A 21373-nucleotide genomic window follows, 5' to 3' on the forward strand; every position below is an offset into this window, starting at 1 on the left:
ATGTAATACTGACGGTGCTAAGCAACTGCGAGGCCACGGGTTACGATATTACCAAGGCGTTTTCCACTAGCATTAGCTATGTATGGAAAGCCAGCCATCAACAAGTGTATCGCGAGCTTACCAAGCTCGCAGAAAAAGGGGCGGTGAGCTGCCGCTTGGAGCCACAGATGGGTAAGCCCGACCGCAAGGTCTATGCCATTACGCCGATCGGAACTGACATGTTACAAACTTGGCTACTCAGTGAGCCAAAACTTGCCCCCGAACGGGATGAGTATGTCGCACGTCTGTTAAGCTGTGAGGTGCTCGACCCGTCCCCTATGCTAGGTCATGTTAATCAGTTAATTGCCGAATCGCAGCAACTCCTCAACCATTACGCCATGATTGAGCAACGCGAATTTGGTCAAGCCAGCCCGCTTACCAATCAGCAGCGCCTGCTGCGTTTAGCCTTGCGTCGTACCATTCATCAACGCCGCGCTTGGCTGGCTTGGGCACAAGAGGTACGCGACGAATTGGCTATGCTAGCCCCTCGCGAACCTTGCTCGGCATAAATTGCAAACCACACAACACGCAACCTCAAAACGCCCCATTGTGGGCGTTTTTTTATGAGACCGCCGCAAGCGGACGCACGCCCAAGGTATGGCACAAGGCATAAGTAAGCTCGGCACGATTCAAGGTGTAGAAATGGAAATCTTTCACCCCTTCCCGACTGAGGACGCGCACCATATCGATAGCAATCGAGGCCCCAACCATCTGACGCGTAACAGGATCATCCTCTAGACCTTGGTATTGTTTGTGCATCCATTGCGGCACGCGTACATTGGTCATCTTGGCAAAGCGCGACGCCTGCTTAAAGTTGGAGACTGGCAAAATCCCCGGCACAATTTCGACATCAATGCCCGTCGCCACACAACGGTCACGAAAGCGCAGGTAGCTTTCCACATCGAAGAAAAACTGGGTAATCGCCCGGCTGGCCCCCGCATCCACTTTGCGCTTGAGGTTAATTAAATCCGCCTGCGCGCTTTTCGCTTCTGGGTGCACTTCGGGATAAGCGGCGACCGAAATATCAAAATCATGCTCTTCTTTGAGCAAGCGCACCAAATCAACCGCATACATATCGGGCTTTTTCTCTGGCGAGGGCAAGTCACCACGCAACGCCACAATGTCACGTATGCCATTTTGCCAATAGTCGCGGGCAATATGACGCAGCTCGTTTTCGCTGGCATCAATGCAGGTCAAATGTGGCGCCGCGGCGATACCCGTTTGTTCATGAATGCTTTTCACAATGTCGTGGGTACGATCGCGCTCGCCTGAATTGGCGCCGTAGGTCACTGACATAAATTTAGGTTTGAGCGCTTTTAAGCGATGCACGGAGTTCCAAAGTGTCTCCTCCATGGTTGGGGTACTCGGCGGAAAAAACTCAAATGAGACGTTAATATCGCCATTTAAGTCAGCAATGTTCTGATTCAGTGCATCAATGTGGCCCGCGTGCGTGTAGCTCATACCCTCTCCCTGCAATCAATATGGTGTGTGCGATAATGTGTGTTTTGGTTTATACGTTTAGACGTCCATATGTCTAAAGATTGGCGTTATCCGGCGAGAATGTCAACGATACATTAATGAAAAAAACTCATAACGTTATGAATCAGGCCGTCGAGATCAGTATGGTGGAAAAGCCGTTGATGCGTGGCAGAAAAAAGGCTGCTCAACGCATCATTGAGCAGCCTAGTCAACGTGGGATACAAATGCGCTAGCTAGTGGAGACGTCCAATCAAACGGTTAAGATCGGATTGAATCGCGCCTGCAGTGACATCACGCCCCGCGCCAGGGCCACGAATGACTAATGGATTTTCGCGATACCATTGGCTTTCAATCGCAAATACATTGTCACACGGCAGCAGATGCGCCAGCGGGTGTTCAACCGGCAGGGTTTCTAAACTGACTTGCGCTTTACCTTGGCCGTCTAAACGCGCCACATAACGTAGCACCGAGCGGTCGCGTTGTGCCTTCATTAAACGTTCATGCAGTACCTCATCCATTTGGCTGGCGTTATCTAAAAAACCGTCCAAAGAAAGTGCTTGCAGCGTCTCTGGCACTAACGACTCCACTTTCACTTGTTCCGGCTCTAACGCCATACCGGCCTCACGCGCTAATATCACCAGCTTGCGCACCACATCCGCGCCGGAGAGATCTTCACGCGGATCAGGCTCGGTTAATCCTTGCTGCCAAGCCTGCTCAAGCAACACGCTAAACGGAACCTCGCCGCTAAATTGTAAAAATAGCCACGAGAGTGTGCCGGAGAAAATGCCGGATAAGGCTAGGATCTGATCGCCACTTTCCTGTAAATCTTGCACCGCGTAGTTAATCGGCAACCCTGCCCCGACGGTCGCGTTGTAAAGCCAATGCCGTCCGGTTTTAGCAAAGGCCTGCTGAATAGCATGATATTGCTCTGCCGGTGCCGCCCCCGCTTCTTTATTCGCCGAGATCAAATGAAAGCCATGTTCAGCAAGGCGCGGATACAAGTATGCGAGGGATGCACTGGCAGTGACGTCCAACACAATCACATCGTCATAGGGATGATTGAGCAGGCGGGTAAGCCACTCGTCATCAAAATAGGGCTCGCTTTTGTCATCGAATCCGTCTAACACACGGCTAGGATCGATACCGGCAAAATCCAACCATTGGTTGCGACTATCCACCACAGAGATCAATGAGACACCTTTACCATGGCGCTTCTCCAGCGCTGTTTTTTGCTCGGCAAAGAGACTGAGCCAGCGGGTACCAATGTTACCTTTTCCCACTAACACCAAACCGATGCGGCGCTGAGCCTGAAACAGGGCATCGTGCATCCCCGCCACCAAGGCTTGGGTCTGCATTTGACGCAAAATCGCAACCAAGCTAAGCCCAGACGCCGACTCACTCATAAACTCGACAGGGTGTGCTTTTAGCTGTTGGTAAAAGCCGTGGCAATGGACGGGGTTATTGACCACACCGGCCCCCACCGCCGCCACCATGCTAAAGCCCTCACGCAAACGCAATTCCGCAGACAAGCCCGCGTCCTGAATCTGTGCCATCACGGTATCGATCACTTCTGCACTGAATGCCAATTGAATGCGATGCTGGTCATCACGGTAATCGACAGCTAGAGGTTGCAGCTTGAGCTGAGYCAGGGTGCGGCTTAGCTCCTGCTTAAACGCCTGAAAGTCGAGGCCGCGTGCGACATCAAACTGCAACAGGCAGACATCATCTAGCGCCGTAATGATCTTTGCACCACGCCCAGAGGCGAGCACACGTTCGATACGGGTTGAGCCACTATCAGGTGCATGCGTGCAGCGCAAGGTGAGATCGGTGGCACTCTGCGCGACCGGTTGTAAGGTGCGGCTATGTAGCACAGGGGCAGCAAGACGTGCCAGCTCAGCCGCCTCATCCAATCGAATCAAAGGCAACAAACAAGCATTGTCCACGTGACGCGGGTCGGCACTGTACACCCCTGCCACATCACTCCAAATCGTCACCCGACTCACCCCAGCCAGTGCGCCTAAAATGGTTGCCGAGTAATCGGACCCATTGCGGCCAAGCAGCACGGTTTCTCCCGCTTGGTTTTGTGCCATAAAGCCCGTGATCACCACTTGGGTGTGGGCATATTGGGATAACTGGTTGTTCAGCAATGGCCAAGACGCTCCCCGATCAACCTCCGGCTGCGCTGCCCGCTCGGCACGTAGACACAGACGTGAGTCCAACATCACAGCCGGTTGCTGGTGCTGGCTAAGCAAGCTCGCCAGTAAGCGTGCCGACCATACCTCGCCAAACCCTTGAATACGCGCCTTATCTGCGTCAGTCAGCGCGCCCTCACCCAAGGTCGCAATCGTGGCGATGTCTGTATACAAGGCATCGACAAGGCGCTGCTTATCTTCACCATCAATAAGATTTTCAATTAAATCTTGCTGAAAGCCGCGCAAGGTCTGTAGCGTTTCATGGGCGAGGCGACCGTCTTTGTTGAGCTGAGCCAAATAGGCGATCAATTGGTTAGTGGTTTTGCCTGCCGCGGAGACCACAATCAAATCTTGGCGGCCCGCGTGGGCGGTCAATACATCTACAACCCGACGATAGCAGGCGGGCGACGCCAAGCTGCTGCCGCCAAATTTATGAAGTTGTCGTTGTGATTCAGGGGACGTCTCCGTCGATTGCGCATGCATGACAAGGTCTCTCTTTGTCTAACCAAATATCAGGGTAAAGCAAGGAACAGCGCCGTAACGTTGTTCAGGTTACGCGGCCAGTGCCGCAAAAGCGTGGGCCAAATCAGCGATGAGATCATCCGCATCTTCCAGTCCGATTGAAAAGCGCAGCAAAGTCGGTGCGATACCCGCTTCCGCTTGCGCCACATCACTCATCGCCCGATGTGTCATGGAGCCTGGGTGTGTGACCAAGCTTTCTACACCGCCTAACGACTCTGCTAAAGCAAATAGCGAAAGGCCTGCGATAAAACGCGCCACCCCGTCACTGTCGGTATCCAATTCCAAGCTCAGCATACTACCAAAGCCTGATTGCTGACGGGCAGCAATTTCGTGACCCGGATGGGTAGCGAGTCCCGGATAATAGAGTTGGCGCACAGCAGGAACCGTTTGCAGATAGGCGAGTACCGCTTGCGTGTTTTGCTGGTGTTGTTTAACCCGTGCGCCTAAGGTACGCAACCCTCGCAATGTCATATAACTGTCAAACGCGTTGCCCGTGGCGCCTATACAGTTGCCCCACCACGCTAAGGTTTCGGCAAGCTCACTGGTTGCTGCGATCACCGCGCCACCGACAATATCAGAATGACCATTAATAAATTTGGTGGTCGAATGCACCACCATGTCGGCCCCTAGCGCAAGAGGTTGCTGTAAAGCGGGAGATAAAAAAGTGTTGTCGACCACCACCCAAGCGCCGACTTGATGCGCTTGCTGGCAAATATCAGCAATATCGACCACGCGCAGCAAGGGGTTCGATGGGGTTTCCACCAGTACCAACTTTGGCGATTCTGCCAAAGCGCTCGCCAAGGCGTCTGGGTCGGATTGATCGACAAATTTAACCTGCCAAATTCCCTGCTTGGCTCGGGACTCAAGCAACCGGTACGTGCCACCATAACAGTCATGTGGGGCCACAATTTTGTCACCCGCATTCAATAGCGATAACACCAAATTAATCGCGGCCATCCCGCAGTTGGTTACCACCGCACCTGCGCCTCCTTCTAGATCAGTCAATGCTTGCTCTAACTGCGCGCGGGTCGGATTCCCTCCGCGTGCATAGTCATAGGTGGGCACATCCCCAAACGCGGGAAAGCGATAATTGGTCGAGAGATATAAAGGGGGGACCACCGCATGATGTTGCGTGTCGGTGCCAATGCCAGTTCTTACAGCGATGGTGTCAGTTTTTTTTCGGGTCATGGTTCATCCTTGCGATGTGGTGCGCGAGCCAGCGTTGTTATCCTCACCTTACCCTGCACTTTTTGAGACGTCAACACTTCTAGACGTCTATACAGCTTTGCATGTGGCGGTTAATATAGCTAGAATCTCCGCAGCATCATTCTGGGTATTCAATAATCAAGATAGGTGAGACATGGCGCAGTGGAACGGCGATTACATTAATCCGTATGCCGAGCATGGTAAGAAAAAGGAGCAGGTGAAAAAAATCACCGTTTCTATCCCACTTAAAGTTTTAAAAATTCTCACTGACGAGCGGACACGCCGTCAGGTTAATAACCTGCGTCACGCGACCAACAGTGAGCTGCTGTGTGAAGCATTTTTGCATGCTTATACCGGCCAGCCATTGCCAACCGATGACGATATTCGCAAAGACAAGCCTGACAGCATTCCTGCTGAAGCGCGTCAGATCATGAAAGAACTAGGTATCGAGTTCGACGATAGCGAATACTAAAAAAACCCGCCGATTGGCGGGTTTTCTGTCATCATAGGTGCTCAGTACAGCCTTCTCAGGCTTTATGACACCGCGCTTTTCCTAACGCTCATGCATTATGCCTTGTCGAGCATATAGTTGTCTGGCATCTCGATACGGGCGACGCCAGTTTCAACCGCTGCAAGTGCCACCGCGCGAGCCACGCGTGGCAATAAGCGTGCATCCATTGGCTTAGGAATAATGTAATCCGGGCCAAAATGCAGCGCATCAACACCTGCCGCGTCCAATACCGACTGTGGGACAGGCTCTTTCGCCAAACCACGGATCGCCTCGACGGCTGCCAGTTTCATTGCATCATTAATTTCACTGGCACGCACATCCAACGCGCCACGGAAAATAAACGGGAAGCAGAGTACGTTGTTGACTTGGTTTGGATAATCAGAGCGCCCTGTTCCCATGATCAAATCATCACGGACTTGATGCGCGACCTCTGGATTAATTTCAGGATCTGGGTTCGAGCAGGCAAAAACAACCGGCTTATCGGCCATCAGTTTTAATGCCTCTGGCGAGAGCAAGTCTGGCCCTGACACACCCACAAACAAATCGGCGCCCTCAATCACATCTTCGAGGGTACGTTTGTCGGTATTGTTAGCAAACAATTGCTTGTACTTATTGATGTCGTCGCGACGGGTGTGGATCACGCCTTTGCGATCCAGCATGTAGATTTTTTCGCGTTGCGCGCCACATTTGATCAATAGCTCCATGCAGGCAACAGCCGCTGCACCAGCACCAAGGCACACAATGGTGGCTTCACGAATATCTTTGCCTTGCAGCTCAAGGGCATTCAGCATACCCGCCGCGGTAACAATCGCGGTACCGTGCTGATCATCGTGAAAAACAGGCACTTCACAACGTTCAATCAGCTGCTTTTCAATTTCAAAGCAATCCGGCGCTTTGATGTCTTCAAGGTTAATGCCCCCAAAGGTATCCGCGATGTTCGCAACGGTATCCACGAATTCATCGATAGTACGGTGTTTGACTTCAATGTCGATCGAGTCCAAGCCAGCAAAACGCTTGAACAATAAAGCTTTACCTTCCATGACGGGCTTTGAGGCCATTGGCCCTAAGTTACCCAATCCCAAAATGGCGGTACCGTTTGAGATCACCGCAACCATGTTGCCCTTTGCGGTGTATTGATACACAGCGTCTGGGTTCTGAGCGATTTCACGGACCGGCTCTGCAACGCCTGGACTGTATGCCAACGCCAGRTCCGCCGCCGAGTCAGCAGGCTTGCTCAATTCAACAGAGATTTTTCCGGGAGTAGGGTATGCATGATAATCCAGCGCTTGCTGGCGTTTATCGTCCGACATGTAGTGTTCCTAGTTATTATCGTGAAGGGATGCACCAATATCAGCTGGGAAGGCTGCTGATATCAGCAACGCTATACTCAAATCACAGGGTAGATTCGAGCAAGATAGAAGATGTTAACGCAGTGGCTAAAGGTCCACCAGTCCAAAACGGTCCCGAACGTTAACCTCCGACCTCTCGACGTTAAAAAGGTGACGACGGGATCAAAAAAGGGGCGCTTTCGCACCCCTTTTTCGCATTCGGCTGTTAGCGGCTTATTTTTTGCTGCTAAGGGCACCGAAACGCTTCTTAAAGCGGTCAACACGGCCACCGGTGTCAACGATACGTTGCTTACCAGTGTAGAATGGGTGACATTTGTCACACACGTCTAGGTTGATGTCTTTACCAAGAGTGGTGTTGAACGCGAATTCGTTACCGCAAGAACACTTAGCAGTGACAGCTTTGTACTCTGGATGGATACCAGCTTTCATAGGGATAACCTCATAGTGAAGGCCGTGTCGCTCTCCCGATCCTAAGCCGGGCACCACACGTCGTTAACAAACATTTTCTAAGGCGCGCAATTCTAATCAAGCGACCTCGATTTCGCAACTTTTTTGTGCAGTCGCCCATCACCTCGTATCCAACAACAAGGCTTTGCCTACCTGGGTCAAGCCGTTACACTGAGCGTCTTGTTAGCCGATAAGATGTTGTGATGGAACAGTTTGCACAAGTGGCCTTACCGGTCCCGCTGGCGAAAACTTTTGATTACCGGATCACCGAACACGTCCCTGTGGTGGGAGCACGTGTGAAGGTGCCTTTTGGTCGCCAGCATAAGGTCGGCATTGTCACTGCCATCACCACCACACCTAGTGTTGCCGCCCATCAAGTCAAGGCGATCACTGAGGTATTGGATGACGCGCCACTTTGGACTCCCGCCGTCTATCATCTGTTGCAGTGGGCAAGTCGCTTTTATCATCATCCACTTGGCGATGCGATGGGCGCCGTGATGCCGACGCTACTGCGTAAAGGTCGACCCGCAGCGCTCAAGCAGCAAAAATGGTGGCAATTGACCGAAGCCGGACAGAATCAACCGGTGACCGGGCTTACCCGCGCGCCAAAGCAAGCGCGTGTGTTAACCCTTCTCACTCACGGCCCTACCCCGCATGCCGACCTCGTGGAGCAAGACATTACTCCCGCTGTGATTAACGCCTTGGTGGACAAAGGCTGGATCGCGCCTTACACCCCACCGCTTGAAGGCAAAGCTTGGGCACGACATTTTGCCATCAGTGAAGACAAGCCCTCACTGAACMATGAACAAGCCATGGCCGTTGCCACCATCAACGCCAGCGATGGCTTTGCCTGTGTGCTTTTAGAAGGTATTACCGGCTCGGGCAAAACCGAAGTGTATTTAAACGTCTTAGAGCCGGTTTTAGCGCGTGGCGAGCAGGCGTTAATATTGGTGCCCGAAATTGGCCTCACCCCGCAGACCATCCGCCGATTCGAACGCCGCTTTAACGTCCCGGTTACCGTAATGCATTCGGGGCTCAATGATACGGAGCGACTCAGCGCGTGGCTGGCGGCTCGCGACAATCRCGCTGCAATTGTGATTGGAACACGCTCAGCACTTTTCACCCCAATGGCGAACCTTGGCATCATCATTATTGATGAGGAGCACGACCCCTCATATAAACAACAAGACAGCTTTCGCTACCATGCACGCGATCTGGCGGTAATGCGCGGTCATGAAGAAAAGATACCTGTGGTGCTCGGTTCGGCAACACCGTCATTGGAAACGCTACACAATGCACAAACGGGAAAATACCAATACTTACGCTTAACCCAACGTCCGGGCAATGCAGTCACCGCCCGTCAAGGGGTGCTCGACATCAAAGGCCACCATCTTGAGGCGGGCTTATCGGCGCCCTTAATTGCCGAAATGCGTCAGCATCTTCAGCAGGGAAATCAGGTGATGTTGTTTTTAAACCGCCGTGGTTATGCGCCTGCAATGATGTGTCACGAATGTGGCTGGCTCGCCAGTTGTCAACGCTGTGATGCCTACTACACCCTCCACCAACAACATCAAGAGTTACGCTGCCACCATTGCGGGCATCAAAAACGCGTGCCGCCCCAATGTGGGGATTGTGGTTCGACACAGCTGATCAGTGTGGGCGTGGGGACCGAGCAACTCGAAGCTCAACTGGCCAAATTGTTTCCCGACTACAATACAGTCCGTATCGACCGCGACAATACCCGACGCAAAGGCAGCTTAGAGAGCTATCTCGCTGGCATCGAAAAAGGTGAGTACCAAATCTTACTCGGCACCCAAATGCTTGCAAAGGGTCACCACTTTCCCAATGTCACCTTAGTGGCGCTTGTCGATGTGGATGGYGCCTTGTTCAGTAATGACTTCCGTGCCCCAGAGCGTCTCGCCCAACTGATGGTACAAGTCGCGGGACGAGCTGGCCGCGCCAGCAAACCCGGTACGGTGATTTTGCAAACCCACCACCCTGAGCACAGTCTGATTCAAGCGCTGATCCACAAGGGTTATCAGGCATTTGCTGACTCTGCCTTGGCGGAACGTCGCCAAGCGTGGCTGCCCCCTTACACCTTCTTAAGCCTGTTTCGTGCCGAAGGGCATGAGGACAACAGCGTGCAGCAATTTTTACAGCAAGTCCGACAAACCTTGGCCGCCTCACCCATTCAACAAGATGAGGTACACATTATGGGGCCGATGCCTGCGCCGATGGCGCGACGCGCAGGGCGTTATCGCTGGCAACTGCTGATCCAGGCACCGTCACGAAAAGTGATGCAACAATGGCTCACCGTTGCCTTGCCCGTCATCCAACAATTGCCCTTGTCGCGCAAAGTTAGATGGTCATTAGATGTTGAGCCGCAAGACCTTTCTTAATATTCCCTTGCATTAAAGCGACGTAGATCACGGTTTCTTTGCAATAAGTGTTAGCTTGTTCGTATTTATATGGGCCAAGCCTAGGTAGAATACCTTCGCAAATTGACGCATCCTAGACAGGTCAGAGGAGTGAATAACTTACTGATCTGACTAACTCAGACAACAAGAGGACTGTCATTATGGCGACAATGAAGGACGTTGCCCACATTGCCGGTGTATCTACTGCCACGGTCTCGCGCGCACTGATGAACCCTGAAAAGGTGTCAGCATCCACGCGCAAGAAGGTCGAACAGGCTGTGGTTGAAGCTGGTTACTCCCCCAATTCACTCGCGCGCAATCTTCGCCGCAATGAGTCTAAGACCATTGTCGCGATCATTCCGGATATCTGCGATCCCTACTTTAGTGAGATCATTCGTGGTATCGAAGAAGCGGCGATGGAACACGGCTACTTGGTGTTGCTTGGCGACAGTGCCCAGCAGCAAAACCGTGAAAACTCCTTTGTGAATTTAGTTTTTACCAAGCAAGCCGACGGCATGCTGCTCTTGGGCACGGATGTCCCATTTGATGTCAGCAAGCCAGAGCAAAAGAATCTTCCCCCTTTGGTGATGGCCTGTGAATATGCGCCAGAGCTCGAGTTGCCCACCGTGCATATCGATAACCTCACCGCGGCATTCGAGGCAGTCAACTACCTCACCCAAGTGGGGCATACCCGTATTGCCAACATTACCGGTGCAACTCATACGGCACTGACACAGTTCCGCACCCAAGGCTACCAGCAAGCACTGCGCCGAGCTGGGATCACTGTTAACCCCGCCTACAGTGTGACTGGGGATTTCAGTTTTGCATCTGGTGCTCGCGCCATGACAAGCCTGTTATCCCTACCCGAACCCCCCACCGCCGTATTCTGTCATTGTGATGTGATGGCAGTGGGTGCCATGCAGCAGGCAAAACGCTTGGGCATGCGTGTGCCGCAAGATATTTCTATTGTCGGCTTTGATGACATTCAATTCGCTGAGTACTGCGATCCACCGCTTACCACGGTATCACAGCCTCGCTATGACATTGGTCGTCAAGCAATGCTGATGTTACTCAGTATCTTACGCGGACGAGATGTGAACGCCGGCTCTCGCTTACTGGATGCCAAATTAGTGATCCGTGAGAGTGTCGCGCCACCGTCTCGATAGTAAGACTAGTCAGCACGGGTTGAAGCCAGTAACATGAGCGCTTTACTGGCTTCTTGATTCGATTATTTGCTGTGGCAACTCGTGATTACGTCAAACGTGGCAAAGCGCCACGCAAAAAAAACTCCCGTCGCCAACCACCGGCTCGTAAAGGTTTCCCACTCAAATGGGCACTGCTTGCGATCGCGCTCGTGGGCGCGTTTGGCTATGGTTTATACCTATTGAGCCAAACCGATACACCGGCGCCTGCGCAGCCTCAGCAACCCACTGCGCCGGCGAAGCCGCAACCGAAAAGCACCTTGCCTGAAAAGCCCAAAGAAAAATGGAGCTACATCGAAGAGCTGGAAAGCAAAAAGGTAGAGGTTGAAGCGAAAGAGATTCCCCAATCAACCCGTCCGTATCTGATGCAATGTGGCGCGTACCGCAGTCGCGAACAAGCCAGTGAGCGTAAAGCGATGATTGCGTTTCAAGGTCTTGAAAGCCAAATCAAGGTCAGCCAAGGCGAAAAAGGCGCGTGGTACCGTGTGGTGCTCGGCCCCTACCCGCGTAAACGTCAAGCTGAGCGGGATCGCAACATGCTGCGCCGTGCGGGTATCGAACCCTGCGCCATCTGGTATTGGGAATAATCCGTTTGTCCTGCTCTACCGGTCCGTTTTTTAGTCGGACCGGTAAGGCATCGGTGGTAAGACAGCGCGAGGAAATATTACCACTCCCCTTGAAAACCCTCATCCGCGGCCCAAACTCTTAAGGTAATCACCCATCTGGTGCACCAGAAACAAACAAAGAGGTTCCCGTGACTACAATCGTCTCCGTTCGCCGCGAAGGTAAAGTGGTCATTGCTGGCGATGGCCAAGTCTCCCTTGGTAACACTGTCATGAAAGGCAATGCACGCAAAGTTCGCCGTTTATATAACGGCCAAGTATTAGCTGGTTTTGCTGGCGGTACGGCGGATGCCTTCACCCTATTTGAGCGCTTTGAACGCAAACTCGAATTGCATCAAGGCCATCTCACCAAAGCGGCGGTTGAACTCGCCAAAGAATGGCGCACCGATCGCGCCCTACGCCGGCTCGAAGCCTTGTTGGCGGTGGCGGATGAAACCGCGTCACTGATCATCACTGGTAACGGCGATGTGGTTGAGCCTGAGCGTGATCTCATTGCGATTGGCTCAGGTGGCAACTTTGCCCAAGCCGCCGCCGTCGCCATGCTCGAAAATACAGAGCTTGGCGCCCGAGAAATTGCCGAAAAAGCCCTCGCGATCGCTGGTGACATTTGTGTGTTCACCAACCAGCATCACACCATCGAAGAACTCGAGAGTAAATAACAGGATTTGTCATGTCTGAAATGACTCCACGCGAAATTGTGCATGAGCTTGACCGCCATATTATCGGCCAAGATAAAGCCAAACGTGCGGTGGCGATCGCACTGCGTAACCGCTGGCGCCGTATGCAGCTGCCAGAAGATCTGCGTGCGGAAGTCACGCCGAAAAACATCCTTATGATTGGCCCGACGGGTGTGGGTAAAACCGAGATTGCTCGCCGTCTGGCACGCCTTGCCAATGCGCCTTTCATTAAAGTCGAAGCGACCAAGTTCACCGAAGTCGGTTATGTGGGTAAAGAAGTGGAAACCATTATTCGCGATCTCGCGGATGTGGCGATGAACATGACCCAACAGCAAGCGATGGAGAAAGTGAAATTCCGCGCTGAAGAGCAAGCGGAAGAGCGCATCCTCGACATCTTACTGCCACCCGCCCGTGACGCTTGGGGGCAAAATGAAGCCAGTCAGGAAGATTCTTCTACCCGTCAAAACTTCCGCAAAAAACTGCGTGAAGGCAAACTCGACGATAAAGAAGTGGAAGTCGACGTTGCCGCCCCCCAAATGGGCGTTGAGATTATGTCGCCTCCTGGCATGGAAGAAATGACCAACCAGCTACAAGGCATGTTCCAAAACTTGGCAGGCAACACCACCAAAAAGCGCAAGATGAAAATCAAAGACGCGATGAAGGTGTTGACCGAAGAGGAAGCGGCCAAGCTGGTCAATCATGATGACATCAAAGAACAAGCCATTCATGCGGTGGAAAACAATGGCATCGTCTTTATTGATGAAATCGATAAGATTTGTAAATCCGGTAACACCAGCGGCGGTGACGTATCGCGCGAAGGGGTGCAACGTGATCTATTGCCGTTAGTGGAAGGCAGTACGGTCTCGACCAAACACGGCATGATCAAAACCGATCATATCCTGTTTATCGCTTCAGGCGCATTCCAAGTGTCACGTCCGTCTGATCTGATCCCAGAGCTGCAAGGCCGTCTGCCCATCCGTGTTGAGCTTGAAGCCCTATCAACTCATGACTTCAAGCGTATCCTCACCGAGCCAAACGCCTCGCTCACCCAGCAATATACCGCCTTGCTGAAAACCGAAGAGATTGATCTGGCGTTTGAAGAAAGTGGTATCGATGAGCTCGCCTCTGCCGCTTGGCGCGTGAACGAGAAAACCGAAAACATCGGTGCTCGTCGTCTGCATACACTGATGGAGCGTTTGATGGAAGACGTCTCGTACGAAGCCAGCGAGCGCGCCGGTCAAAGCGTGACAGTGGATGCCGAGTACGTGCGTAGCCACCTTGAAGAGCTGGTGGATGACGAAGATCTCAGCCGCTTTATTCTCTAATCCACACCGATATCAAGGGCAGCAAACGCTGCCCTTTTTTGCATAAAAGTTTGCGCTGACGCAAACGGAAGTCGAATTTCCTCACCCTTCCCGTTGCCCACTTACACGCTTAAGCGATAATGGCGATATTGTCTTTTCGTCGAGAGTGTCTGTATGACTCAATCCACTTTGGCTATTTGGCTTGATGCCGCTCGGCCCAAGACCTTGCCCCTTGCCATTACCTCTATTTTATGTGGCAGCGCGGTCGCCGCTTCACAAGGGCGTCTTTCTTGGTCGATTAGCGCCATGGCTTTGGTCACTGCGTTATTACTGCAGATTTTGTCTAACCTCGCCAATGATTATGGCGATGCGGTGAAAGGGACAGATAACGCTGCGCGCCTTGGCCCAATGCGCGCCATTCAGTCAGGACACGTGAGTGTTGCCACCATGCGGCGTGCACTCATCCTCAACGTACTACTCACGCTCATCAGTGGCGGCAGTTTAATTGCCATTGCCTGCCAACAACCCACTGATATCGTCAGTTTTCTGCTACTCGGTGTCATGGCCATTGTGGCGGCCATTACCTACACCGTAGGCAATAAACCCTATGGCTATCGTGGGCTGGGGGATCTCTCCGTGTTGATGTTTTTCGGTTGGCTGGGTGTCGCTGGGACCTACTATTTACAAGTTGGACACATTGACTCGCTAGTTATCCTCCCCGCCACCGCATGCGGCTTACTCGCAGTGGGAGTGCTCAACATCAATAACCTACGCGACATTGATAACGATCGCGCCTGTGGCAAACATACGCTTGTGGTACGGTTAGGCCCACATCGCGGTCGCCAGTATCATGTAATTTTGCTTGCCAGTGCCGTGGTTTGCTATTCGCTGTTTGCCGCGCTCACCTTCCAAGCTTGGCTGGGATGGTTGTTTCTCGCCGGCGTTCCCTTATTGATTCGCCATGGCCGTGAAGTGTATCAAGCCGCAAGCGCCACCGCATTGCGCCCCATGATGGGAAACATGGTACGTTGTGCACTGGTCACCAATGGCCTTTTTATGACCGGTATGCTGTTGGTGTAATCAGGGCACAGATTGTCCCCTTTTGCATTGCAAAGCCTTATCGGCCCGTTATACTTGGACTAGCCTTGTTGGCAACCGCATGTTGTCAGCCTTTTTCTGCCTCAACAAGAAGTTAGACTATGGAATACAATACCTCGGAACTATGCGACATGTATCTTGACCAAGTGGATGTCGTGGAGCCAATGTTTAGCTCTTACGGGGGCCGCAGTGCGTTTGGTGGCCAGATTACAACCGTTAAATGCTTTGAGGATAATGGCCTTATCCGCGAGCTTGCTGAACAAGACGGTCAGCAACGGATCATGTTGATTGATGGCGGTGGCTCACTGCGCCGTGCGTTGATTGATGGCGAAATTGCACAGCTTGCTGCTGATAACGATTGGGCAGGTATGATTGTGTATGGCTGCGTCCGTGATGTCGATACTATTGATGAGCTTGATATCGGTATTCAAGCACTGGCATCGATTCCGGTCGGCGCGGATGAACAAGGCACAGGGGAAACCGACGTTCCCGTCAACTTTGGCGGTGTGACTTTCCTCCCGGACGATCATGTCTATGCAGATACGACTGGCGTGATCCTCTCACCCGACGCGCTCACCATGGACAGCGTCGACGTTGATGACGAGGAAGACGACGACTAATACGTCGCCTCACGCGGATAGAAAAACAGAGCCAATCGGCTCTGTTTTTGTTTATTCGACGTTCTCAATCTTGCCCAGCAAGCTACGAATACGGTTTTGCCACGCTTCTTGCTCTTCACGCAGTTTGGCGTTTTCTTGCTCGAGGCTTTCACGGCTTTCTTTCACCGAGGCTGCATCACGCTCTAGCGCGTCATTCTTTTCTTTCAGCTCTTCGATTTCCATTTGCAGCAGCGAAATGGTATCCACCGCCATTTGTACTTTTGCTTCGAGTTGTTCTAATACTTCCAATGACATCAAGGCCACCTTATTTCTGACGATTGATCCCGTTACTACTGACATCAGCAGCAACCCGTGCAACGTGATTGTGCACCCCGCTGTTATTGTACCGAGCGCACGCTAGACTGCCACTGTTCTCGCGCCTTGCCAACGCACAAGTGCACAAAAATCCAGCATATTTGGTGTTATTCCTGATCCGCCTGACGTGTATTTCCACATATCCTCTGCTCACAGGCGTACGCAAACGTTTTCTATTTCTGGTAAACTGGCGCGCGCTCACTGGGCTGACCAGTTTTTGTGGCTTTTATCTTGGAGTACTCATGAAACGCGATCTCGCACTGGCTTTCTCTCGTGTCACCGAAGGCGCCGCCCTTGCCGGTTATAAATGGCTAGGCCGTGGCGATAAAAATGCAGCGGATGGTGCAGCCGTTGCCGTGATGCGTACCTTACTGAACCTCACCGAGATTGATGGTGAAATTGTGATTGGCGAGGGCGAAATTGACGACGCGCCGATGCTCTATATCGGCGAACAAGTCGGCTTGGGCGGCGACGCGGTCGATATTGCCGTCGATCCGATTGAAGGCACACGCATGACGGCCATGGGGCAAGCGAATGCCTTGGCGGTACTGGCCGCCGGCGAGAAAGGTAGCTTTTTAAAAGCGCCGGATATGTACATGGAAAAACTGGTAGTGGGACCGGGCGCCAAAGGTGCCATTGATCTGCACAAGCCCCTGCTCGAGAACTTAGAAAATATCGCCATCGCCCTAGGTAAAACCCTAGATACGCTGGTCGTCGCCACCTTGGCAAAGCCTCGCCATGACGCCATCATCGCCACTATGCAGCAACGCGGGATCCGAGTTTTCGCCTTTCCCGATGGCGACGTGGCCGCCTCAATTCTTACCTGCATGCCGGAAAGCGAAGTAGATGTGATGGTCGGCATTGGCGGTGCGCCGGAAGGTGTGGTGTCAGCCGCCGTTATTCGCGCCTTAGGCGGCGACATGCAAGGACGTTTGCTCCCTCGCCACGAAGTCAAAGACGATACCCCAGAAAACCGCGCTTTTGGTGAGCAAGAATTAGCCCGTTGCCAAGAAATGGGCATCCAAGCCCACCAAGTACTGACGTTATCCGACATGGCGAGCAGCGATAACGTTGTCTTTGCCGCCACTGGGATCACCAAAGGGGACTTGCTAGATGGCATTAGTCGCCAAGGCGATCTGGCCACCACAGAAACCCTGGTGGTACGCGGTCAATGTCGTACCATACGCCGCATCCACTCGACCCACTATTTAAGCCGCAAAGACGACGCCATCAAGCATCACATCTTATAACTCAGCGGGCAGCCAATGTGCTGCCCTCACTGGTCAAGTGGATTGATTTCGATTACCCTTTTATAAACACTTTGCTTTATTTAGTTGTGTGCTGCTGGGCAGCGTATTGGGGTAATCACTATCACTACCATCAAGTCTACCGATCGCATTCTCGATACCCTTAAACGAGAAGGCAGTGTCAGCGCAAAAACCCTCGCGCAATCGCTGGGGATGACCACGATGGGCGTGCGCCAACACTTACAGAGCCTTGAGCGAGACGGGCTGGTTGATTTCGAAGATGTGCGCGCCAAAGTGGGCCGCCCCACCCGCCACTGGTCGCTCACCGCTAGTGGTCATAGCCGTTTTGCAGATAGTCATAACGATCTGTCGATCACCTTGATTGACTCCGTCCAAGACGTGTTTGGCGAGCAAGGCGTCGAAAAAGTGATCGCGCAACGAGAAGCGCGAACCCTTGCGCAATATCAAGATGCACTAAAAGATTGCGATAATTTAGAGGCTAAATTGCAAACCTTGGCGTATCTTAGAGAGAGCGAGGGGTATATGGCCGAGCTCCAACAGGATGGCGCCGACTACATATTGATTGAACATCACTGCCCTATCTGCCACGCAGCCAAAACGTGTCCGGCGCTTTGCCGTTCAGAAATACAATTATTTCAACGCCTTTTAGGTAACGCTTACCGTATCGAGCGCGAAGAGCACATCGTGTCCGGGCAACGTCGCTGTACATATCGAATCGGAGAAAAGACGTGAGGAGGTAATATGGCCACTTGGATCAAGGCTGAAGTTGTGGAGAACCAACATTGGACGAAGGATCTCTTCAGCCTGGTGTTATCCGCCCCTATTGAACCCTTTACCGCCGGCCAGTTTACAAAACTGGGGATGGAGATCGACGGTAAACTCATTCAACGCGCCTACTCGTTTGTTAACCCTCCTCAAAGTAAGTATCACGAAGTCTATGCCACACGTGTCGCCGATGGACTCATGTCGCCGCGACTGCATGCGCTAGAGCCGGGTGAAACCGTGATGATCACCAAAGATCCCGCGGGCTACTTTACCTTGGATGAAGTGCCGCAAGGCCAACATTTGTGGATGCTCGCCACCGGTACCGCCATTGGTCCTTATCTGTCGATTATGGAGCAAGGGGACGTTTGGTCACGGTTTAGAAAGGTTATCTTGGTGCATGCGGTAAGATTCGCGGCGGATCTGACCTATCAAGCGCGCATCAACGCACTGCAAGAAAAATACCCCGATCAGTTAGTCGTGCAACCGTTCGTGAGTCGCGAGCCCACCGCGGGCGCCCTTTCTGGACGGATCACCCATGCGTTGGAAGATGGCTTGCTCGAGCGTGTGGTTGGGCTGCCGCTTCAGCCCGAACATAGTCAAGTGATGCTGTGCGGGAACCCGGCGATGGTCAAAGAAGTGAAGAGCATTTTGGAAGGCAAAGGATTAAGCAAAAACCTACGCCGTAAGCCCGGTAATATTACCACTGAGCACTATTGGTAAGTCGTTGCGCCCCTTTGCTGGGGTGCATACGGTAACCCGTTGTATTTTTATAGTTAAAAATAAGCACTAAAAAGCGGTCATTTTTCAGGGGATTGTTTGTGCCACAGTCTGCTTTCCCGTTCAGAGCGCCAAGTGGCTCAGACACCCTGAATTTGATCCCCCCACGCCCCCGACTCATAGTTATTCATACGCCTTGGTAATGCGGTCATCTGACCGACGGCGTACAAAGGAGTAACTTATGAAGACGCTACCTTCTTTTGATGAACTGGCCGCTTTGGCCCAGTCCGATCCAAAAGCTTTAGAAGCTTTGCGCCTCAAGATGAGTGAAGAAGTGATTGCCAATGCCTCACATGCCACGCAACCACAGCTCCACGCCATGCTAAGCCACATCAACCGCGTGATAGAACATGGCAAAAACCCACTGCACGTGAACGTCATGTTATTTCAAGCGCTGTCAAAGCAATACTCACGCTTTGCCACCGCCTTTGAATCACCCGAATCGCTACGTAGCCACAACGCTGAGATCATGGACTTTCGCGTCGGCCAAGCCGCACGACAAAGCGCACGCGCTGGCGAATAACGTCCAAACCGGCTCGGGTGGAGCATCCACCCGTTACCGCTTTATCATCGGTCAAACCACCGCTGACGCGACCCGCTTGCTGTAGCTTTTGGTTTCCATATCACGAATTTCAACCGTCAAACTGCTCACGTGACTAGCATGGCGGGATAACACGTCAACCAGCGCTTGGCTAATGGCTTGCTTTTGCGCCACAGTTCGCCCATCGAGCAAGCGAAATTCGACATGAATAAAATCACCACGGTCGGCYTGTTCTCCAACCCGCCATACGCCGCAAGGCACGGCTCGCGACTTTAGCGCCGCCGGCTCAAACACCTCACTGGCGATGGCAGCTTGATGTAAGGCCTCCACCACCTGATCGATGTTCACTCGTTCAGAAACCGATTCTGTGTATTCCATGATTAAATGCGGCATCACACACTCCTTGTTATTGAGAAAGGCTATGGTGCCGGATTTTTCACCACCACTCTAGCGAGACCATCACAGTTCACTGGCCAGACGTGCCACAAAATGATGAAAATTTACTACTTAGCGGTTCACTTTTGCCAATAAAACGCGTAAAAACGAAGGCATTCTCGCCATTCTATGATTTTAAACAGAGAAGGCCGCGCTACAATAGACTACCTTCTTTACATCTTTTGACTTCAAATCAACTAAACCGCGGAGGAATTCCTATGCGCCGTCCATTGGTAATGGGTAACTGGAAACTCAATGGCAGCAAAGCCATGGTCACTGAACTGCTTAACGGCCTGAACGCTGAACTTAAAGGCGTGGAAGGTGTGGACGTTGCTGTTGCGCCACCGGTCATGTATTTGGCTCAAGCCGAACAACTGCTGGCGGATAGCGCCATTAAGCTTGGTGCGCAAAACGTCGACACACACAACAGCGGCGCATTCACCGGTGATATCTCTGCAGAGATGCTGAAAGACTTTGGTGCCACCCATATTATTATCGGCCACTCAGAGCGTCGTGAATATCACCAAGAATCTGACGAATTTGTCGCGCAGAAATTCGCTTTCTTGAAAGAAAATGGCCTCACGCCAGTACTTTGTATCGGTGAGTCCGAAGCGCAAAACGAAGCGGGCGAAACCCTTGCTGTCTGTGCACGTCAGCTTGACGCAGTGATCCAATCACAAGGTGTTGAAGCGCTGAACGGTGCGATCATTGCCTATGAACCTATTTGGGCGATCGGTACGGGTAAAGCTGCAACGGCAGAACAGGCTCAAGAAATCCACGCGGCCATTCGTAAGCACATTGCGTCTTACAGCGAAGACGTCGCAAGCAAGGTTGTGATTCAGTACGGCGGTTCAGTAAAAGCAGGAAATGCTGCAGAGTTATTCGCGATGCCGGATATCGACGGCGCGCTAGTTGGCGGTGCCGCGCTTGACGCAGCGGGCTTTGCCGCTATCGCTAAAGCAGCGGCTGAAGCGAAAAAAGCGTAAGCGACTGACGCTAAACGTCTAACAAAACGTCCCCAATCTGGGGACGTTTTTTATTGTGCGCCGGTAAAACCTAATTGCCGCCACGCTTCATAGCCAATAATGGCCACGGCATTAGACAGGTTTAGGCTACGTGCCTCTGGCTGCATGGGAATACGTAACCGCTGCGCGTCGGGTAATGCTTGGATCAACGCATCAGGCAAGCCGCGCGTTTCTGGCCCAAACAACAACACATCACCGTCCGCAAACGTCGCCTCCGTATGAAACTGGGTGGCTTTGGTGGTACACGCAAAGATCCGACGACCCGCCATCGCGTTTGCAAACGCCGCATAGTCTTTATGACGTGTCACTCGGGCAAGATCATGATAATCCAGTCCCGCACGACGGACTTTCTTTTCTTCTAGATCAAAGCCAAGCGGCTCAATCAAATGCAAGTTCGCACCACAGTTGGCACAAAGACGAATGATATTCCCCGTATTAGGGGCAATTTCAGGCTCGTAAAGCGCTATATCAAACATGAGAGTTCATTACCAAAGTAAGCAAGGCAGGTATTGTCGCAACCGC

The 21373-nt window shown here is 52.4% G+C and carries 22 protein-coding genes; 14 read left to right on the plus strand and 8 right to left on the minus strand.

From position 1 onward, the window contains the following. Positions 1-548: PadR family transcriptional regulator (locus tag BZG83_RS04395; protein WP_241828270.1), on the plus strand; the 548-nt coding region annotated here is incomplete at its 5' end. Between the two features lie 52 nt (positions 549-600). On the opposite strand, the gene metF is transcribed toward BZG83_RS04395, so the two are convergent. The 3 genes from metF to metB all read right to left on the minus strand — a co-directional run bounded on the left by metF (position 601) and on the right by metB (position 5420). Next, positions 601-1500, minus strand: coding sequence for a methylenetetrahydrofolate reductase (metF, locus tag BZG83_RS04400; protein WP_077455100.1), 900 nt, complete (start codon positions 1498-1500; stop codon positions 601-603). A gap of 251 nt (positions 1501-1751) precedes the next feature. Continuing rightward, the gene (locus BZG83_RS04405) at positions 1752-4193 is read right to left on the minus strand and encodes a bifunctional aspartate kinase/homoserine dehydrogenase II (protein WP_077479514.1); all 2442 of its coding nucleotides are present in this window, start codon (positions 4191-4193) and stop codon (positions 1752-1754) included. A gap of 69 nt (positions 4194-4262) precedes the next feature. Continuing rightward, positions 4263-5420 (minus strand): cystathionine gamma-synthase, encoded by a 1158-nt coding sequence (gene metB, locus BZG83_RS04410; RefSeq protein WP_077479515.1) that lies wholly within the window; start codon positions 5418-5420, stop codon positions 4263-4265. Positions 5421-5592: 172 nt separating this feature from the next. Between metB and metJ the strand changes: the two genes are divergently transcribed. Further along, on the plus strand, positions 5593-5910 hold the full coding sequence (metJ, locus tag BZG83_RS04415) for a met regulon transcriptional regulator MetJ (protein WP_069589843.1): 318 nt from the start codon (positions 5593-5595) through the stop codon (positions 5908-5910). Positions 5911-6005: 95 nt separating this feature from the next. On the opposite strand, the gene BZG83_RS04420 is transcribed toward metJ, so the two are convergent. Together BZG83_RS04420 and rpmE are read right to left on the minus strand one after the other, a co-directional pair. Next, positions 6006-7259 carry a malic enzyme-like NAD(P)-binding protein gene (locus BZG83_RS04420; RefSeq protein ID WP_069590824.1) on the minus strand — a complete coding sequence of 418 codons (1254 nt, stop codon included), beginning with the start codon at positions 7257-7259 and terminating at the stop codon, positions 6006-6008. 252 nt (positions 7260-7511) lie between these two features. After that, positions 7512-7727: a 50S ribosomal protein L31 gene (rpmE, locus tag BZG83_RS04425; RefSeq protein WP_069590826.1), complete on the minus strand. Its 216-nt coding sequence runs from the start codon at positions 7725-7727 to the stop codon at positions 7512-7514. A 218-nt stretch (positions 7728-7945) separates the two neighbouring features. Here rpmE and priA point away from each other — a divergent pair, with 218 nt between their 5' ends. From priA to rraA, 7 genes are all read left to right on the plus strand, one after another. Next, entirely contained in the window at positions 7946-10144 is a 2199-nt protein-coding gene (gene priA, locus BZG83_RS04430) for a primosomal protein N' (protein ID WP_077479516.1), read from the plus strand. Positions 10145-10290: 146 nt separating this feature from the next. Beyond that, positions 10291-11328, plus strand: coding sequence for a DNA-binding transcriptional regulator CytR (gene cytR, locus BZG83_RS04435; RefSeq protein WP_256369730.1), 1038 nt, complete (start codon positions 10291-10293; stop codon positions 11326-11328). Between the two features lie 71 nt (positions 11329-11399). Then, complete coding sequence (locus BZG83_RS04440; protein WP_077455095.1) at positions 11400-11951, plus strand: SPOR domain-containing protein; 552 nt, start codon at positions 11400-11402, stop codon at positions 11949-11951. Positions 11952-12118: 167 nt separating this feature from the next. Further along, complete coding sequence (gene hslV, locus BZG83_RS04445; RefSeq protein ID WP_069590834.1) at positions 12119-12646, plus strand: ATP-dependent protease subunit HslV; 528 nt, start codon at positions 12119-12121, stop codon at positions 12644-12646. An 11-nt stretch (positions 12647-12657) separates the two neighbouring features. After that, positions 12658-13989, plus strand: a complete 1332-nt coding sequence (hslU, locus tag BZG83_RS04450) for an HslU--HslV peptidase ATPase subunit (RefSeq protein WP_077479517.1) — start codon at positions 12658-12660, stop codon at positions 13987-13989. Positions 13990-14142: 153 nt separating this feature from the next. Beyond that, entirely contained in the window at positions 14143-15048 is a 906-nt protein-coding gene (locus BZG83_RS04455) for a 1,4-dihydroxy-2-naphthoate polyprenyltransferase (RefSeq protein ID WP_077479518.1), read from the plus strand. 119 nt (positions 15049-15167) lie between these two features. After that, the gene (gene rraA / locus BZG83_RS04460) at positions 15168-15686 is read left to right on the plus strand and encodes a ribonuclease E activity regulator RraA (protein ID WP_077479519.1); all 519 of its coding nucleotides are present in this window, start codon (positions 15168-15170) and stop codon (positions 15684-15686) included. Positions 15687-15737: 51 nt separating this feature from the next. Here rraA and zapB read toward each other — a convergent pair whose 3' ends face one another. Further along, positions 15738-15980 (minus strand): cell division protein ZapB, encoded by a 243-nt coding sequence (zapB, locus tag BZG83_RS04465; RefSeq protein WP_069590841.1) that lies wholly within the window; start codon positions 15978-15980, stop codon positions 15738-15740. Between the two features lie 302 nt (positions 15981-16282). Between zapB and glpX the strand changes: the two genes are divergently transcribed. From glpX to BZG83_RS04485, 4 genes are all read left to right on the plus strand, one after another. Continuing rightward, positions 16283-17290: a class II fructose-bisphosphatase gene (glpX, locus tag BZG83_RS04470; RefSeq protein ID WP_077479520.1), complete on the plus strand. Its 1008-nt coding sequence runs from the start codon at positions 16283-16285 to the stop codon at positions 17288-17290. A 129-nt stretch (positions 17291-17419) separates the two neighbouring features. Continuing rightward, on the plus strand, positions 17420-18040 hold the full coding sequence (locus BZG83_RS04475) for a helix-turn-helix transcriptional regulator (protein ID WP_069590905.1): 621 nt from the start codon (positions 17420-17422) through the stop codon (positions 18038-18040). A gap of 9 nt (positions 18041-18049) precedes the next feature. Next, entirely contained in the window at positions 18050-18793 is a 744-nt protein-coding gene (locus BZG83_RS04480; protein ID WP_077479521.1) for a ferredoxin--NADP reductase, read from the plus strand. A gap of 238 nt (positions 18794-19031) precedes the next feature. Then, positions 19032-19373, plus strand: coding sequence for a DUF3135 domain-containing protein (locus tag BZG83_RS04485; protein WP_077455092.1), 342 nt, complete (start codon positions 19032-19034; stop codon positions 19371-19373). A 51-nt stretch (positions 19374-19424) separates the two neighbouring features. Here BZG83_RS04485 and BZG83_RS04490 read toward each other — a convergent pair whose 3' ends face one another. After that, positions 19425-19784 (minus strand): 5-carboxymethyl-2-hydroxymuconate Delta-isomerase, encoded by a 360-nt coding sequence (locus BZG83_RS04490; RefSeq protein WP_069590851.1) that lies wholly within the window; start codon positions 19782-19784, stop codon positions 19425-19427. 260 nt (positions 19785-20044) lie between these two features. Between BZG83_RS04490 and tpiA the strand changes: the two genes are divergently transcribed. After that, positions 20045-20812, plus strand: coding sequence for a triose-phosphate isomerase (gene tpiA, locus BZG83_RS04495; protein WP_077479522.1), 768 nt, complete (start codon positions 20045-20047; stop codon positions 20810-20812). A gap of 50 nt (positions 20813-20862) precedes the next feature. On the opposite strand, the gene BZG83_RS04500 is transcribed toward tpiA, so the two are convergent. Continuing rightward, positions 20863-21327 carry a tRNA (cytidine(34)-2'-O)-methyltransferase gene (locus BZG83_RS04500; RefSeq protein WP_077479523.1) on the minus strand — a complete coding sequence of 155 codons (465 nt, stop codon included), beginning with the start codon at positions 21325-21327 and terminating at the stop codon, positions 20863-20865. Positions 21328-21373: the final 46 nt, after the last annotated feature.

The sequence above is a fragment of the Salinivibrio sp. PR919 genome, from assembly GCF_001995355.1.
In the GTDB taxonomy this organism is placed as follows: domain Bacteria; phylum Pseudomonadota; class Gammaproteobacteria; order Enterobacterales; family Vibrionaceae; genus Salinivibrio; species Salinivibrio proteolyticus.